Origin of the sequence: Faecalicoccus pleomorphus DSM 20574 (genome assembly GCF_000420345.1) — a bacterium.
GTDB lineage: Bacteria > Bacillota_I > Bacilli_A > Erysipelotrichales > Erysipelotrichaceae > Faecalicoccus > Faecalicoccus pleomorphus.
Genome location: NZ_ATUT01000001.1, coordinates 57403 through 74714, shown reverse-complemented (window position 1 = coordinate 74714; position 17312 = coordinate 57403). Strand labels below are relative to the sequence as shown.

Here is a 17312-nt window from a genome sequence, read left to right as displayed (position 1 = left end):
GAAAAATAATAAATAATAAATAATAAATAAAAATAAGAACCTTTTTCAGGTCCTTAATCATGTACGCTGTCTTGTGTTGTTCTTATAATTGCTCCGTCGCTTCCATTGATCGTATAATCATATTCAATCGATCCTTCTGTAACTTCGATCTCATAAAAGATTCCATTTGGTTCTATATCGCGATCCGCATCGGTAATTGTACCATTGGCATGATTTGATAATGCGATTTCCTGTGCTTTCTGCATTCCGATATCGGTTGTATTATTTTGTGTATTGTTTTGTTCAGTGGATTGCGTCGATTGTTTTGGAAGTTCCTCTTTTTCAAATCCATTGATATCTCCAAAGCTTCCTACGGTAATTTCATAGCGAGCATCATCTGTAAGAATCGTAAACTCATACTCCGACAATAAGAAGTCTTTCTCACTTTTTTCTTCGATGATTTCTGCATTCTCATCCGATACCCGATTTAATGCGATCGTCCTAGCCTTTTCCAGATCGACTTGCAATCCAAAAAACAAGGAAATACCAACAATCAAAGCGACAACAAACAAAACGATAATTAGGATTACTGATTTTTTCATAAAGCCCTCCCTGTTATTAGTATTATATCAAAACCATATACATCTCTCTATTCTTTTGCCTGAAAGCTATTGTAAGCAAAACAGAAATATCCATAGAACAAGTCCAAAAAAATGAACCTATTTTTTTCTATGGCATATGCAAAAGGATGTACCACAAACCAAAAGAATAAAAATACATTCACGATATCAGCTGGAATCCAATACGTTTTTACATAGATACAAACAATCACCAAAAAAACGTCAAGAGTGCTTCTATAGTTTGAACATCAAAAAGTATAATTCTCTTTTTCATAATAAAGTTTTATTCTTTCCTGGCTTCATTAAAAAAAACAGGATCTCTAATCCTGTCTCTATCTAATTTATGCGACGCAAAGCTTTACGTCTAAGTTTTTATTTTGTACCGATGATTTCTGAAAACAACGAACGATCTGCATCAATTGTTCAGAAACTGGCTTTTTTTGTATAATACGAATCTTTGTACGATCCTGAATTTTTACCAACGTGTTATAAAGTGTTTCCAAACTTTCTTCGGGTTTATAATCCACTTGTAATAAAAGGAATATTTCTTCAAGAGGATGTTCCATCTCCTGAAAACGATCTAATAAAATATTAATTTTTCTCAAATGTATCACTCCTGTATCACTCCTTACTACTTTTATACTACGTAGAATGAAAAAAGTTGTCAAATCAATGTTAAATATTTTCAAAATATTTGTAAGCGATTACTTTAAAAAGAAACACCTTTATAACACAATTCTTTAAATCAAATTTCAGTATTTTTTATTGCATCATGGTTTTATGCAAAATTTCAAAACAACTTAGTAGACTAATGGTAATAATCTTTATATCCTACTGATCATGACAGTCCATTGTTTTTCTATACTCTTTTTCAATTTAATTCTAAGTGTTGATTCTGTTTTAATACATATGCATACCTCATATCTCTGTGTTACCCAAATCATAGGATTTACACATCTGCCCGTAAAAAAAGGAATCGACTTAGCCGATTCCTCTGATCAAATATACGTGATCGTTATTTTGTTGAAGATCTTCAAATACTCTTTGAAGACGTAAAAGCTCATCGGGTATTGTATTGATCTGTCTTAACTCAATCACAATATCTTCTGAAATCTTCATCAGTTGTTCCTGTAAAGATGGAATATCATTAATTCCATCGTTTTCTAAGTCTAACTTGAGGGCAATATTACTACAAGCTTCTTCTAAATTTCTATAATCATCTAAAGTGATTCGAACTTTATTCAATTCCTTCATCTCCTTCAAATTGAGCGTTATATAAATTGTAATAGAATCCTTGTTTTTTCATAAGTTGATCATGGTTTCCGACTTCTACGATGTCTCCATGATCCATGACAAGAATCGCATCCGCGTTTTTGATCGTGGATAATCGGTGGGCAATGACAAAACTTGTTCTGCCTTTCATTAATTCATCCATTCCCTTTTCAATCAAGATCTCTGTTCGCGTGTCCACACTGGAAGTCGCTTCATCTAAAATCAGAATAGATGGATCGGCCAAGAAAGCACGAGCAATCGTCAAAAGCTGTTTTTGTCCCTGGGAGATATTACTTGTATCATTTCCTAACATCGTCTGATACCCGTGTTCCAAGGTATGGATAAAATGATCCACATGGGCTAACTTACAAGCTTCGATTACTTGTTGATCAGAAGCTTTTTGTTTGCCAAAACGCAGGTTTTCCATAATTGTTCCTTCAAACAACCAAGCATCTTGTAAGACCATACCCACCTTGGATCGAAGATCGCTTCGTTTCATATCCTTGATATTTACACCATCAATATAAATGGCGCCACTATTGAGTTCATAAAAACGCATCAACAACTTAACGATCGTTGTCTTACCGGCACCGGTAGGTCCTACAATCGCAACGGTTTGTCCCGGTTTTACATACATGGAGAAATTATGGATAATCGTCTTTTCCGGTTCATATCCAAAAACGACATTTTCAAAAGAGACTTGTCCTTTAGTCGCATTCGCACAAACCGGTGTTGTTGAATCTGGAATTTGTTCTTCCTGATCCAAAAATTCAAAGACTCGTTCAGCAGCGGCTGCCGTTGACTGCAGTGTATTGATTGACTGTGAAATCTGGTTGATTGGCTGTGTAAAGTTACGCGTATAAGTGATAAAGGATTGTATATCCCCTAAAGCGATTTCCTGACGCATGGCCAAATAACCACCCAAAATACATACACCGACATAACCTAAATTCCCGATAAACTGTGTTAAAGGCATCATTAACCCCGATAAGAATTGGGATTTCCAGGCACTTTGATACAAAGCGTGGTTATATTGTTCAAAAGCCTGCATACTTTGTTTTTCACCGTTAAAAGCTTTTACAATGATATGTGCCGAATACATTTCTTCAATATGGCCGTTGACAACACCTAATGATTTTTGTTGTTGTTTAAAATATGATTGTGATCGTTTTACCACAAACATGACCACGACAATGCTCATTGGTACAATCACCAGTGCCAATAAAGTCATCTTCCAGGATATCGACAACATCATCACCAAAAATCCGATAACACGAACGAAATTGCTTAAAAGCGAAGATAAAGTTTGGTTTAAAGACTGTACCAGCGTATCGACATCATTTGTAAAACGAGACAGAATATCTCCATGGGCATGTGTATCAAAATAAGAAAGTGGAAGTCGATCAATCTTCTGATTCATTTCTTTACGTAACGAATAACCAATCTTGTTCGATACGCCTGACATCAAGAATCCCTGCACATATTCAAAAGCAGCACTTAAGGCATACACAGCGCAAAGTAAAGAGACAATCTCAAAGATCTTGTCAAAGTCAATACCACCGGTTCCCTGTACTTTCGCCATAAATCCATTTGCGATTTCAGTGATGATATTTCCCATGATTTTTGGACCGACAACACTAATCACAACGGAAATAACCGCCGTAATCAAACCAAGAATAAAACTAAATTTATAAGGAGCTAAAATGCGCACGATCTTTTTTAAAGAGCCTTTAAAATCTTTAGGCTTCTGTACGCTTGATCCTCTTCCATGCATCGGGCTAGGCATTTTCAAGCTCCTTTCCATTCATTTGAGAAAGAACGATTTCCTGATAGACTGAACAAGTCTTCATCAGCTCTTCATGCGTTCCTTTTCCAACCATCTTTCCTTCATCTAATACGATGATCTGATTGGCATGAAGGATCGTAGACACACGCTGAGCCACAAGCAAAACCGTACTTTTGGTATCCTGAATCGATGTATGCAGCTGCTGACGAAGCTTGGCATCCGTCTTATAGTCCAATGCACTAAAAGAGTCATCGAAAATATAAATTTCAGGCTTACGAATCAGCGCTCTGGCAATGGAAAGACGCTGTTTTTGACCACCGGATACGTTAGTCCCCTGCTGGGCGATCGGTTCTTTAATACCTTTCGGTTTTGTATCCACAAATTCTTTTGCCTGTGCAATGGCTAAAGCTTCATCGATTTCCAAAGAATCCGCATCCGGCTTCGCATATTTTAAATTGGATTCAATCGTACCCGCCAAGAGTACACCTTTTTGCGGTACATATCCAATACGATCCCGAAGCTTAGATGCATTCACCTTGCGAATATCCACGCCATCCACACGAATCGATCCCGAACTGACATCATAAAAGCGAGGCACCAGATTCACCAGTGTACTTTTTCCAGATCCTGTACTTCCGATAAAGGCCGTCACTTCACCTGGATGCGCTGTAAAACTGATATCTGTAAGTACATCTTCATCCGCCCCGGGATATCGAAACGAAACATGATCAAACTCCACTTCTCCACGCTTGGCTATATCAAAGTTCATTGGCTGTTCCGGCTCTAATATCGTATTTTTGGTTTGCAGAACTTCATAAACACGCAACGCACTGACATTGGCTCTGGGAATCATGATCGCAATCATCGTAATCATCAAGAAAGCCATGATCACCTGCATCGCATACTGCATAAAGGCCATGATGCTTCCTACCTGGATCATACCGTTATCCACTTGTCCGGCACCAACCCATAAAATCAGCAGTGTCGTACCATTCATTAAAAACATCATCAACGGCATCAACAAAGCCATGGCACGGGTTGTAAATAAGCTGACTTTGGTAATATCAAGGTTGGCTTTTTCAAATTTTTCCTGTTCCACAGTTTCATTATTGAAAGCACGAATTACCAAAATTCCATCCAAAAGCTCTTGTACGACACTGTTGAGCTTATCAGTAAATTTCTGCATCTTTTTAAATTTAGGCATCACCACAGCAAACACACTGGTAACAATGCTTAAAATCACAACAACACAAAGTGCAATGATCCATGTCATACCGGCCTCACTTTGTAAGACATGAAGTAAGGCACCAATACCGATGATCGGCGCATAGATCACAATACGAAGAATCATGATAATCGCCATTTGAATTTGTTGAATGTCATTGGTAGTTCGTGTAATCAATGTCCCTGTATTAAACGTACCAAAGTTTTCATTTGAGAAATAAGTCACTTTTTGGAACACATCGTTACGCAAATGATAGGAAACTCCGGCAGCCACACGACTGGCAAAGTAACCAACGAAAATGGCACAGATTCCACTAGACAACGCATACGCCAGCATAAACAGTCCACTCTGAAGGATATAGTTTTGTTGCAGGTGTGCCATATCCATGCCTAGATTTTCATATTCAGCCGAAACAAACTGAGCACTCATCGTGGCAATTGTGGATTCTCCTAAACTTTCGATTTGTGCATGGGCCTGTTCTTTGAATGTTTCCATTCCATTCTGCCTTAAAAAAGGCACCAATTGCTCTTGCGACAGTCCTTCCTTCTGCATAGCCTGCATCACCATCGCAAAAGTCATTTGTAGCTGGGTTAAATCTTGGTCAAGATGATCTAACTTTTCTTTTGATAAATCAGTATCAAGAAAATAAACCGGTTCATTTTCTAAAGCCGGAACTTCCTTGATCTGTTTAGAACTTGCATCATCCGGACTGACCAAAGTATAAGCATCTAAAATATCTTCTTTTACATCGTCATCCGCCAAAAATAAATACCCCTGCATGCTCTTCTCTGAGATTCTTTGATAGACACCATTGGTAATTCCCTGGTTTTGAATTCCCACATTTACGATATTTTGCATCGTATCCGGTAAATTCAATTCACAATACGCCTGTCCAAACAACAAGACGACAATACAGAGAATGCTTCCGATATATGGCTTAAAATATCTGAATAACTTACTCATTCGGTTCCTTTCTTTCCATTACATCACATACAAATCTTCCTGCATTTTTTCTTGTACAAAATCAATCATCTTCTCAAGAATGCGATGAAAATTTTCACAGTCTTCCGGACCTAACATATCCAGAAATTCATTCAATCGAGCCTGATGACAATTCCATTTCTCTAACATTTTCTCTTTGATCTCATCCGTGATCTGAATATAGACTGTTCGGCGATCCACGGTAGAACGAACACGCTTTACCCATCCATTTTTTTCATAACCTGTAATGATTTGACTGGCGGCTGCCGGTGTCACTTTTAAGTTTTGTGCTAATTGTGACATAGTCACCTGATGATGTTCGTTATCCGTATGAATATAGATCAAAATACTGAGATCTCTTGCCCGAAAACCCTTAATTGGCCCTCTGGACTTTCTTGTGAACTCCATCAAAGACAACATAGAAGAATTGATCAAATCGATCGTTTCTTGTTTTGACATACTAATCTCCTTTCATTAAGATTCTTAATCTTTTAGTATCTAAATATTATCATCTCATGAACTAATGTCAATATAAATTTTGACATACTGTTACTTCCCCTCACTCATCATTCAATGACATCATCGAAGCGATTCATTGTAGAATCACTGTTATTTATGATTTTATACATATTAATGTACTATTTTGACATTCCCTATGATTAGGTCTTAGACCAGAAATGAATTTTAATCAAAGGCAATGATAGAAAACAATTCAATGCCAATAAATAAAACGACTCTATAAGATTGTTTTAATAATCATTTGAAAAAAATGCAATATATATACTATAATATACATAAATATTATCAAATCGATTTGATTAGAGATTTCCATTATAAAAAAAGAAATCAATACACCTGGGATTTGCACTACGAACAAGAAAGTAGGAGGTTATTATGAAACGCAAATCTTTAACAATTATACTTATGGTGCCATTTCTTTTATGCTCATTTCTACTATCACAAACTTCTAGTACTTATGCATTAGAAAATGAGACGATTTCTGATCCTGAATATTCTGAACTACAATATGAAATAATAAAAGATGATGAAACAGAAAGAGTTGTTCATTATTTAGATAGCTCCTCTAAAGGTACAGTTACATTTGATAAAAAAACCAAAAAAATAGAAATTAAAGAAATTTTTAACGGAGTAGAAAATACAATTACATTCTACAATAAAAAACCACGTTTCGTTTATTCCCCATGGGGTTACTCAAAAAAAGGAAATTCATATACCTTAACTGCAGTTATTAATGGTAAAGTAGTATCCAAAACGAGAACTCGAACTTCGAAGAACGCAGCAAATATCGATCGTTTTACCGATGCCATAGATGATATGGTCAGTACAGAGTGGAGCATAACATGGGCTTTAGGCTTCAATGTGGTAGGATCATTACTCGCAGCCTTTGCCACAGGAGGACTTAGTATAGGTGGACTCATTGGTTCTTTAACTTCTATGGGAGCCCCAGGAGGGGTTATAGATAGTGCCAAACATCTAAATACACTAACAGCTAGAGCGCGTAACGCGTACCATGCATTATGACAATATCAGAGGAAACATTTAACTTGATACTTCATATTCTATCCAAATCCATACAGTGTATTTTATGGATTTGGATATTCTTTGGTATCCTTAAGCAAAGCAAAAAAAAATCAAAAAAAAATTACAATATGGTTCTTTTGGGGACTTGCCATGCTCTGTCTTTTCCTTTCAATTTACTACCTATTTAAAGTTGATTTTTTCTAGCATATATACAAAAAAGCTCCAGTTCGGAGCTTTTTTAACACTATCCAATTTTCTTTAAAATATCTTCCAGGTTCGTCTGAGTCATATGCAGTTGATCTTCATAGGAAGCTAATTTTGCCTTTTCCTGATCCACCTTCGCCTGTGGAGCCTTGGAGACAAAATTTGGATTGTTTAACATACCACTGGCTCGTTTGATTTCTTTTTGAAGTCTATCAATTTCCTTTTCCAGCTTTTCTTTTTCTTCGTTGTAGTCAACCAGATCCCCCATACGAACACGAAGTATCGCTTTTTCCAGAGTACGGCTTAAAATATCTTCATCTTCGATCGTTTCAAAGTTGACATGACACATACGGTCGATAATGCGTTTATAATCGTTCGAAAGATCGATTACACTTCCTTGTTCATCGACAATGGATATCGTAAGAGGATTGCTTGGTTTCATATTGTATTCCTGTTTGATCTCTCGAACTTTCACGATGATCGATAAAGCCAGATCGACAAATTCTTTTTCGTTTTCCTTAGAGTCAAATTCAATCTTATCTGGCCATGTTTCTACATTGATGCTTTCTTTATCATGTGGCAACGACTGATAAATTTCTTCCGTTACAAACGGCATAAAAGGATGTAAAAGCTTACAAATGTTGATTAATACAGTGTATAGTACAGCTTTGGTCGAAGAAACAACATTTACATTTTCACTATACAAATTAGCTTTACTTAATTCGATATACCAGCTGCAGAAATCATCCCATACAAAACTATATAATTCATTGCCTACCATCGCAAATTCATAACGATCCATATTCAGAGTAACATGATCCATCACGGTATTCATTCTTGACAAAATCCATTTATCTACAGCACTTAAGTTTTCCGGTTTCAATACCGGTTTTTCATCCTGCAGCTGCATCTGAACAAAACGCGCTGCGTTCCAGATCTTATTGATAAAGTTCCAGGATGCATCCATTTTTTTATCATCAAATCGAAGATCTAATCCCGGTGTCGAATTGGTCGTCAAGAAGAAACGCAGGGCATCGGCACCTTTTTCCTGAATGACATCCATCGGATCAATACCATTTCCCAAAGATTTAGACATTTTACGTCCCTGTGCATCACGTACCAAGCCATGGATCAATACATCTTTAAACGGGCGATTCTTCATACAGTAACGAGTTTGGAACGCCATACGAGCTACCCAGAAGAAGATAATATCGTATCCGGTAACCAGACAATCATTAGGGAAATAGCGTTTTAAATCTTCGGTGGTTTCCGGCCATCCTAATGTGGAGAACGGCCACAGTGCGCTGGAGAACCAAGTATCCAGTACATCCTCATCCTGTGTCCAGTTTTCTGTATCTTTTGGATCCTCCATACCTACATAGATTTCACCCGTCGTTTTATTCGTCCATGCCGGAATACGATGTCCCCACCATAACTGACGGGAAATACACCAGTCTTCGATATTCTCCAGCCATTGTTCAAATGTCTTTTCAAATCGGGAAGGAACAAAGTTGATCTTTTGATCTTCAATCTTTTGATTTTTTAAAACTTCATCGGCCAATGGTTTCATCTTTACAAACCACTGCTTGCTTAAATATGGTTCTACGATAACACCGGTACGTTGGGAGTGACCAACCTGATGCATATGTTCTTCAATATGGTCGACAACACCGGCTTTTTCAAAATCTTCCACCAATGCCTTACGACATTCAAAGCGATCCATACCGGCATATTTATGTGCCATACCATTCATCGTGCCATCCGGATTCATACAGATTGGCATCGGCAAATCGTATTTTTTAGCCAACATAAAGTCGTTAGGATCGTGTGCCGGTGTACATTTCATCACAGCGGTACCAAAGTCCATATCGATATAATCATCGGCCATGATTGGTAATTCTTCGCCATTGGCCGGATTGATCGCATGCATTCCGACAATATCTTTATAGCGTTCATCCTCAGGATGTACAAAAATTGCCTGGTCGGCAAACATCGTTTCCGGACGAGTTGTTGCGATAATGAGTTCTTTTCCCGTTTCTACCACTTTATATTTAAAGTAGTACATATGGCCTTTAATTTCTTTATGTTCGACTTCAATGTTGGATAATGCTGTCTTGGCTTCCGGATCCCAATTGATAATACGTTCTCCCTGATAAATCAGACCATCGTTATAGAGATCTACAAAGACCTTGCGTACCGCATGACTCAATCCTTCATCCAAAGTAAAACGCTCTCTTGTATAATCTAAAGATAAACCTAATTTTGCCCACTGTTTACGAATCGTGGCCGCATATTCATCTTTCCATTCCCAGGCACGATTCAAGAATTTTTCTCGACCGATATCGTAACGAGAGATCCCCTCTTCTTTTAAACGGGCATCCACTTTAGCCTGTGTTGCAATTCCGGCATGATCCATACCAGCCACCCACAATACATCATATCCCTGCAAACGTTTATAACGGCAGATAATATCCTGTAATGTCGTATCCCAGGCATGCCCCAAATGCAGTTTTCCTGTTACATTGGGCGGCGGAATCACAATACAATACGGTCTTTTTGATACATCCCCAGCCGTAAAATATCCCTGGTCGATCCAATTTTGATATTTACCGGATTCTACTTGTAAATGATCATATTTGGGTGCCATTTCTTTTTCCATATTCATCCTCCTTCATAAAAAAAGCACATCCGATTAGGACGTGCTTGACGTGGTACCACCTAAATTTGTATGTAAAACATACCTCATTACACATAACGCTGTGTCTGCGATGTCTTCTACTCTATTCAAAGACCTGCTCCTAGACTACCTTCATCTTCCCTTTGTATTTCTTTTCACCAACCAGAAACTCTCTGCAACTTCCGGAAAAACTACTCCTTCTATTCCTCGCATTTATGTGTATAGTGTATGTTAAATGAAAACAAAATTCAAGGCTTAATTTTAAATCAGAAACTGAAAGACAAGGGCCACCAAACAAATAAACGAACTGGAAGCCAAAACCGCACTCAACGATATACCAAATGTACCCACTAAAAATAGTAAGCCCACCAATAATAAAGTGCATGCGATAATCTCCAAACGCTCTTTGACCTGACTGGATGAAAACTTAGAACGAACATAACTTAAAACACTTAGCGAAATACTACAGAATCCCATGACATACAACATTTTCCCTACCTCAACTTTGGTTATATCATACGTCTTGCAGGTTAGAGCTTTGATACTGTTACGTTAAAAGGATGTAAAAATTAACTATACTTTTTATAACATGCATGATATAAAGGGATTAGAAAGGCGGTCTTTCCTATGATTACATTAGAAAACAATACCATAAAGTCTGATAATCTTTCCTTGAATATTTCATCCATTCGAAAAGTTGAATTAAAAATCGTCCCTGTAAAAAAAGAAGTTTCCAAAACCATTTTTAATTCCCTGGCGAATACCTTAAGTCATTCAATGGCTAACGATGATGAGCATGTTCAAATTATCATACGTTTTACATGGAATGATGATTCTGTCAAAGATCTCACTTGGAATGAAGAACCCCTTGTTCGAAACAATTTGGATTACCATAAAGCCATTAAGGAAGCAAGAACTTTTATTGAACAAATTCAAAGATTAATTTCTTAAGAGAATGAAAGTAATGTTCATAAAAAGGAGATTAACAGAATACAATCTGCTCAGTCTCCTTTTATTTTTATCTACAGTTCAATATCTCTATATAAATACTGGAATTGTATGCTTGATCTCCATTTCTTTAAATTGCTTTCTGGATCAGAGATTTACTTTTTTGATTCATTTAGATATTGAGCTATACGTTCAACTCTTTACTACAAAAAAAGGTATAGAGCCAAGCTCTATACCTCAAAGGATTTTTACTGTTCTACTTTTGATTGTACGTATTCTAAGACTTCTTCTGCCGTTTGCTTGTTTAAGCATTCCTGTGCTAAATCTTTCATCTCTTCATAACTCAAAGATTTTACAACTTTACGAGCTTTCAGAATCTGCGTAGCACTCATGGAGAATTCATCCAATCCCAATCCTAACAGAATCGGTACAGCATTCGGTTCACCGGCCATAGCACCACACATACCGGCCCATTTACCTTGTGAATGAGCGCCCTTGATTGTGTTGGCAATCAGACGAAGTACACTCGGGTTGTATGGCTGATACAAATACGATACATGTTCAGACATACGATCGGCAGCCATAGAATACTGAATCAAATCATTTGTACCAATAGAGAAGAAGTCTGCATATTTGGCAAACTGATCAGCCAATACGGCAGCAGCAGGAATTTCAACCATCATACCTACTTCAATATTATCAGCTACCTGAACACCTTCAGAAATCAATTCTTTTTTCACATCTTCAAAGATCGCTTTGGCATCACAGAATTCTTTTACGGTTGCGATCATTGGGAACATGATGCACAGTCTTCCATAAACGGATGCACGACATAATGCACGAAGCTGTGTACGGAAGATATCTTGTTCTTTTAAGCACAGACGAATGGCACGATAACCTAAGAATGGGTTCATTTCATTTGGGAATTCATAGTAAGACAAATGCTTGTCACCACCGATATCCAAAGTACGAACGACAACACGTTTTCCCTGCATTCCTTCCAGTACCTGTTTATAAGCTTCAAACTGTTCATCTTCTGTTGGGAAATGATCAGAATTCATATATAAGAATTCCGTACGGAATAGACCTACACCTTCTCCGCCGTTCTTAAGTACGCCTTCTACATCTTTAAATCCGCCGATATTTCCAGCTAATTCCACTTCATGACCATCTTTTGTCACAGATTTTTCAGAGACCAAAACCTTTAATTCTTCTTTTTCTTTGGCATAGGCTTTTGCTTTTTCTTGATAAGCTTGAATCGTAGCTTCATCCGGGTTTACTTCTACAACACCATCCAAAGCATCCAACGCCAATACATCTCCGGTCTTAACGGCATCCATAACACCTGGGCATCCTACAACAGCCGGAATCTCCAAAGAATTTGCCATAATGGCAGAGTGAGAAGTCTTTCCACCGATTTCTGTGGCAAATCCTTTTACATATTCATTTAACTGCGCCGTATCACTTGGTGTTAAATCATGAGCAACAATGATCGAATCTTCATCAATGCTTGTCAGATCTGGAATCAAAAGCCCTAACAAATTACATTTCAATCGGAAAGTAACGTCTTTAACATCGGCAGCCCTTTCCTTGAAATATTCGTTATCCATACTTTCAAACATTTCTACCATTTGTGTAGCTACAACATCCGTTGCATATTCCGCATTCACGGATTCACTCTGAATCATATTTTTGATCTGAGAAGCCAGTTCCGGGTCACCTGCCATCATCAGATGTGCATCAAATACAGCCAGTTCTTCTTCACTTAAGCGTTTTGCAGCTCTTTCTTTGACACCTTCAATGTCTTTTTTTGTTTTTTCCAAAGCTTCATCAAATTTTTTGATTTCCGCTTCAGCATCTCCTTGTTTCTTTTCAATCACTACGTTTGGTGTTTCCAACTTATAGACTTTCGCTACGGATACACCAGCACTTGCCGCAATACCTTTTAACATGTAAAATCCTCCTATTTGTAAGCATTCTGCTCTATACTCGTACAAATTTTATCACTTTTGATCTCTTTTTACAATTTTTAAAAGCGGTTTCAATTCATTTCTAGAATGAAAACGAAGATCATTTTTGAATTGTGTATCATTCTATTTTTTAATCGAGAATCGCAAATTCACTCTCCTTGATGCACTGTTTTAGATACGGAATGTGTTTTTCATTTTTCACTGTACAATGAAAGAAAAGTTCTTCTTCCATAGAGGCGATCTTTGCCTCTAAAAAATAAATACCATCCTCTTTATACGCATGCATCCAGACTGCCTTGTTGCGATAAGAAACCGGATTGTTTTCTTCCAGTTTATCTATTTGTACACAGATCAAAGGCTGCTTAGAAGCCTGCAGCAGATAATCCCATTCATGCTCTTCTTTTCGCGGTGACATCAGACAAAGTGATTGAGTCACCGGATCATAACTTCTTTCACAGGCTCCCAGCGCCACTACTTTAACATTTTCAAACAGATGATAGACTTCCATCAACCGATACTGGTATACTTCTTGTTCCATGACAACGGGATCTTTTAATTGATCTTCTCTTTGAAGAAGCTGTGTATAGAAACGATATTCCTTAACAGGTAACGATATAGAGGAATCTTGTTGGTAAGCCAGCTCAATATAATCACAAATCATGTTTGCCATTTTATGCGTATGATCATTCATCAATGCATAGGGCCCATAGCCTTCTTTGGCCAATAACGTCAAAGCAGCATTTTTATAGTAAGATGCATCCAGATCCCATTCATTCCAGATATAAAATAAATCCATCAAATCATGCGGATCCATGTGTAAAAACTCTTTGGTATCGATATAACCGATCGGTGTAGCAATCGCATCTTCTTTTTCCATCGGTAAAAAGAAAGTTTCATCGTATAAATAATTTTTATAAAAGACCGGTTCTCGCTTTACAAGATTGCCTCGTAAATACTCCAATTCATCTTCATAGAGGTGATGAAGCCGATGAAAATTGCCATCCTGATCAAATTCCAAATCATCCACCAGTTCAAATTCTCCAGTTAACTCTTGTTGAATATCCATAAAGATATCAACGCAAAACGCATGAAAACCCGCACCGGCATGACGTGTATTAGCACTTAAAATAACCTCTCTGTCCTCTTCATGAACAATGATCTTCCCTTGTGGACAGACCTCCATTTCAACAACATCGCCACGCTCTTCAATCTGTACATTTTCACGATGAGCAATGGCACCAAGCACCCGATACAATTCATCTTTTTCTTTTTGATTTCTATCCTTACAAAACAGTTGTACAAACATTCTGTATCTACTCCTTTTTCACACTATTAATTATATCAACACCGTCAAGAATCTATGTTATAATAAGAAACATGAATCAATGTGCAAAGAATTGGAAGGACTATGAGGTCCTGGATACAGGAAACAAAGAAAAACTGGAACGTTGGAATTCCATTATATTAAGAAGACCCGATCCGGTCTGTGTATGGCCAATCGATCCTAAGAATCCGGATTGGAACAAAGCGGATGCGATCTACCATCGCTCTAAAAGCGGAGGCGGTCACTGGGAAACAATCAAAGAAATCAAAGAATTTTGGACGATCGGTTATCGCGGATTACGCTTTAAAATCTCTCCTACCGGCTTTAAGCATACCGGACTTTTCCCGGAACAGGCAGCCAACTGGGATTTTATGATGGATGCCATTGAAAAATCAAAACGAAGCGATCTTCGCATCTTAAACCTTTTTGCTTATACCGGAGGTGCGACAATGGCTTGTGCCAAAGCCGGTGCCAATGAAGTTGTTCATGTAGATGCCAGCAAAGGCATGGTACAGTGGGCTAAAGAAAACATGCAGCTTTCCCATCTGGAAGATCATAAGATTCGTTTTATCGTAGATGATGTCGTCAAATTTGTAAAACGGGAACAACGGCGCGGCAGAACGTATCACGGCATTATCTTAGATCCCCCAAGTTATGGACGCGGCCCTAAGCAGGAATTGTGGAAACTGGAAGATCAAATTTATGATCTGTTGGCAGAATGCCAAAAGCTATTGGACAAAGAAGCATTCTTTTTGATCGTAAATTGTTATACAACCGGCTTTACACTTTCCGCATTACAGGAAATTTTAAAACGAACGATTCAAACAGAAAAAGGCGGACACATTGAATGTGGTGAAAACCTGTTACCGGTCAGTCACAATCAAGGTATCCTGCCTTGTGGGATTTTTGGACGATGGACTAGCGACTAAACACATAGTCGCTTTTTTCTTTGATCGAAAACGCATGAAAATATTTCTCTTCCATCGGAATCCATTTTTCAATAAAATCTGGAAACTTGTCTGGTGAGCGCTTTTGTAGTCTTTCTTTTTGTATAGATGGCTCGATATCCATAAAGATCTTGAATGCCTGCATATCATCTAAATAAGGATGATGTGCATAACTTCCTTCTATGATCAATATCGGACTTTCTTCTAAAATAACTTCCTTTCTGAGCTTTTGTGACGAACAGTCATACGATCGCATATGAATTGGTTGTTTGTGATTCCAGGCTTCATTGATTTCCTGATGAAACCGTTCATAGTCGATATTTCCGCCTGGCTCTTCCAGTCGCTGCGCTGTTCTTTGATTCGCCTGTAAAAAATAGTCATCCATATGAATGCAGGGACATTCCAAAAACGAAGATAAAAGCTTTCCGATCGTTGTCTTCCCGGAGGCACACGGTCCATCAATGGATAGCACACGATGTTCTTGTAAAGCATGCAGCGCAACTTTAAACACTTCAAAATAGTCAACATACTCTTTTCTGAAGACACGATAATGTGGATCATAGTGTTCTTTATACTCTTGACTGTGAGAGACAATACCTTGATCAACAAAACCATACTTTTGCAAGGCCTGATCAAAAAGTCTTTGGGTACTTCTTTTTTTTGCACTTTCAATAAACAACTCGTTCCATAATAGAAGATCCTCTTCTTTCATGTACGATAAAGGAACACGGATAAAACCATTGCCAATCTCTTGTAAAGAATCTTTTTTTGCGATTCTTTTTTCTTCCTGTAAAGCCAGAAAGGAATCTTCCGGTGAAGTAATGGAATGCCCATTCCCTAAACAAGATTGTACGATGAGTTTATAAAGATCCTGACGTGTACTGAAAGGATGAAGTTGTTTTTCTAGTTGAATAGCTTCCTCTAAATTCATAGATTAACTATAAAGCATTTCAGCCATAAATTCAAAAAAATGCCAGAATTTCTTCTGGACATTTTCTTTAGTATTCAAACACAGGAACTACAACGCCTTGATACGTTTCTTCAATGAATTTGGCAGTCTTTTCTGTTTCCAATACTTTTAATAAATCTTTGATCTTCTGAGAATCTTCATCTCCCTTACGAACCGCAATGACATTGGCATAGGTATCCGCTGCTTCTGAGTCTGTAGATTCTGTCACTAACAGATTCTCTGTGATTTTTGCGTTTAAGGCATTGTTTCCATTGGCAATCGCAAAATCAACTTCATTTAATTTTGTCGGTACAACTTCGGCAGCCAATTCTACGATTTCCACATTGTGCGGATTTTCAACGATGTCCGCTTTCGTAGCTTCCAACCCTTTTCCTTCTGCCAGTTTAATGATGCCCTGTGCTTCCAACAACTGTAAGGCACGGGCTTCATTTGTCGTATCATTTGGTACGGCAATCTGCGCTCCATCCGGTACATCACTGACATCCGTATGTTTAGAAGAATATATTCCTAATGGTTCAAAATGAATCTTTGCGGCCGCAACGAGTTCATCATCGCTGTCACAGTTTTTCGATACCCAGTCTTCCAGATAAGGCGTATGTTGGAAGTAGTTGCAGTCAAGTTCTCCATCACGCAAGGCCGTATTTGGTTTTACATAATCAGAAAACTCAACGATTTCTACCTCATATCCTAATTCTTCTAAATCGGGTTTAATGTTTTCGATAATTTCGGCATGTGGTGTTACACTGGCACCGATCGTAATTGTTTTATCATCACCGGATCCACTGGATCCACATCCTGCCAAGCTTGCCGTTAAGGCAACGGCTGCTAATGATTTCCATAATTTCTTCATAAATAATGTCTCCTTTT

At 37.8% G+C, this 17312-nt stretch carries 15 protein-coding genes and 1 other annotated feature; of the genes, 3 read left to right on the top strand and 12 right to left on the bottom strand.

Annotated elements, in window-relative coordinates:
- Positions 1 to 53: 53 nt before the first annotated feature.
- The 6 genes from G413_RS11625 to G413_RS10535 form a co-directional block, all read right to left on the bottom strand.
- Positions 54 to 581: a PepSY domain-containing protein gene (locus tag G413_RS11625; RefSeq protein ID WP_022788966.1), complete on the bottom strand. Its 528-nt coding sequence runs from the start codon at positions 579 to 581 to the stop codon at positions 54 to 56.
- A 359-nt stretch (positions 582 to 940) separates the two neighbouring features.
- Entirely contained in the window at positions 941 to 1204 is a 264-nt protein-coding gene (locus G413_RS0100330) for a hypothetical protein (protein ID WP_022788964.1), read from the bottom strand.
- 376 nt (positions 1205 to 1580) lie between these two features.
- Entirely contained in the window at positions 1581 to 1844 is a 264-nt protein-coding gene (locus G413_RS0100325) for a hypothetical protein (RefSeq protein ID WP_022788963.1), read from the bottom strand.
- Positions 1837 to 3657 (bottom strand): ABC transporter ATP-binding protein, encoded by a 1821-nt coding sequence (locus tag G413_RS0100320; protein ID WP_022788962.1) that lies wholly within the window; start codon positions 3655 to 3657, stop codon positions 1837 to 1839. Before G413_RS0100320 ends, G413_RS0100325 begins: the two co-directional genes overlap by 8 nt.
- Positions 3650 to 5845 (bottom strand): ABC transporter ATP-binding protein, encoded by a 2196-nt coding sequence (locus G413_RS0100315; protein ID WP_022788961.1) that lies wholly within the window; start codon positions 5843 to 5845, stop codon positions 3650 to 3652. Before G413_RS0100315 ends, G413_RS0100320 begins: the two co-directional genes overlap by 8 nt.
- 18 nt (positions 5846 to 5863) lie before the next feature.
- Positions 5864 to 6322, bottom strand: a complete 459-nt coding sequence (locus tag G413_RS10535; protein ID WP_022788960.1) for a MarR family winged helix-turn-helix transcriptional regulator — start codon at positions 6320 to 6322, stop codon at positions 5864 to 5866.
- 435 nt (positions 6323 to 6757) lie between these two features.
- Between G413_RS10535 and G413_RS0100305 the strand changes: the two genes are divergently transcribed.
- Positions 6758 to 7405: a hypothetical protein gene (locus tag G413_RS0100305; protein ID WP_022788959.1), complete on the top strand. Its 648-nt coding sequence runs from the start codon at positions 6758 to 6760 to the stop codon at positions 7403 to 7405.
- A gap of 244 nt (positions 7406 to 7649) precedes the next feature.
- On the opposite strand, the gene G413_RS0100300 is transcribed toward G413_RS0100305, so the two are convergent.
- A complete protein-coding gene (locus tag G413_RS0100300; protein ID WP_022788958.1) occupies positions 7650 to 10268 on the bottom strand; it encodes a valine--tRNA ligase in 2619 nt (872 codons plus the stop codon).
- Positions 10269 to 10299: 31 nt separating this feature from the next.
- Positions 10300 to 10503 (bottom strand) — a binding site (T-box leader).
- 44 nt (positions 10504 to 10547) lie between these two features.
- A complete protein-coding gene (locus tag G413_RS0100295) occupies positions 10548 to 10775 on the bottom strand; it encodes a hypothetical protein (protein ID WP_022788957.1) in 228 nt (75 codons plus the stop codon).
- A gap of 138 nt (positions 10776 to 10913) precedes the next feature.
- On the opposite strand from G413_RS0100295, the gene G413_RS0100290 reads away from it, so the two are divergent.
- Positions 10914 to 11237: a hypothetical protein gene (locus tag G413_RS0100290; protein WP_022788956.1), complete on the top strand. Its 324-nt coding sequence runs from the start codon at positions 10914 to 10916 to the stop codon at positions 11235 to 11237.
- A 245-nt stretch (positions 11238 to 11482) separates the two neighbouring features.
- Here the strand turns inward: G413_RS0100290 and ptsP are convergent, their stop codons facing one another.
- Together ptsP and G413_RS0100280 are read right to left on the bottom strand one after the other, a co-directional pair.
- The gene (ptsP, locus tag G413_RS0100285; RefSeq protein WP_022788955.1) at positions 11483 to 13186 is read right to left on the bottom strand and encodes a phosphoenolpyruvate--protein phosphotransferase; all 1704 of its coding nucleotides are present in this window, start codon (positions 13184 to 13186) and stop codon (positions 11483 to 11485) included.
- A gap of 148 nt (positions 13187 to 13334) precedes the next feature.
- Positions 13335 to 14510, bottom strand: a complete 1176-nt coding sequence (locus G413_RS0100280; protein WP_022788954.1) for a hypothetical protein — start codon at positions 14508 to 14510, stop codon at positions 13335 to 13337.
- A gap of 71 nt (positions 14511 to 14581) precedes the next feature.
- Here G413_RS0100280 and G413_RS0100275 point away from each other — a divergent pair, with 71 nt between their 5' ends.
- The gene (locus G413_RS0100275; RefSeq protein ID WP_022788953.1) at positions 14582 to 15457 is read left to right on the top strand and encodes a class I SAM-dependent methyltransferase; all 876 of its coding nucleotides are present in this window, start codon (positions 14582 to 14584) and stop codon (positions 15455 to 15457) included.
- On the opposite strand, the gene G413_RS11620 is transcribed toward G413_RS0100275, so the two are convergent.
- Positions 15447 to 16406, bottom strand: coding sequence for a uridine kinase family protein (locus tag G413_RS11620; protein WP_022788952.1), 960 nt, complete (start codon positions 16404 to 16406; stop codon positions 15447 to 15449). The two genes, G413_RS0100275 and G413_RS11620, sit on opposite strands and share 11 nt — an antisense overlap.
- Before the next feature lie 67 nt (positions 16407 to 16473).
- Positions 16474 to 17295: a MetQ/NlpA family ABC transporter substrate-binding protein gene (locus G413_RS0100265; RefSeq protein ID WP_022788951.1), complete on the bottom strand. Its 822-nt coding sequence runs from the start codon at positions 17293 to 17295 to the stop codon at positions 16474 to 16476.
- Positions 17296 to 17312: the final 17 nt, after the last annotated feature.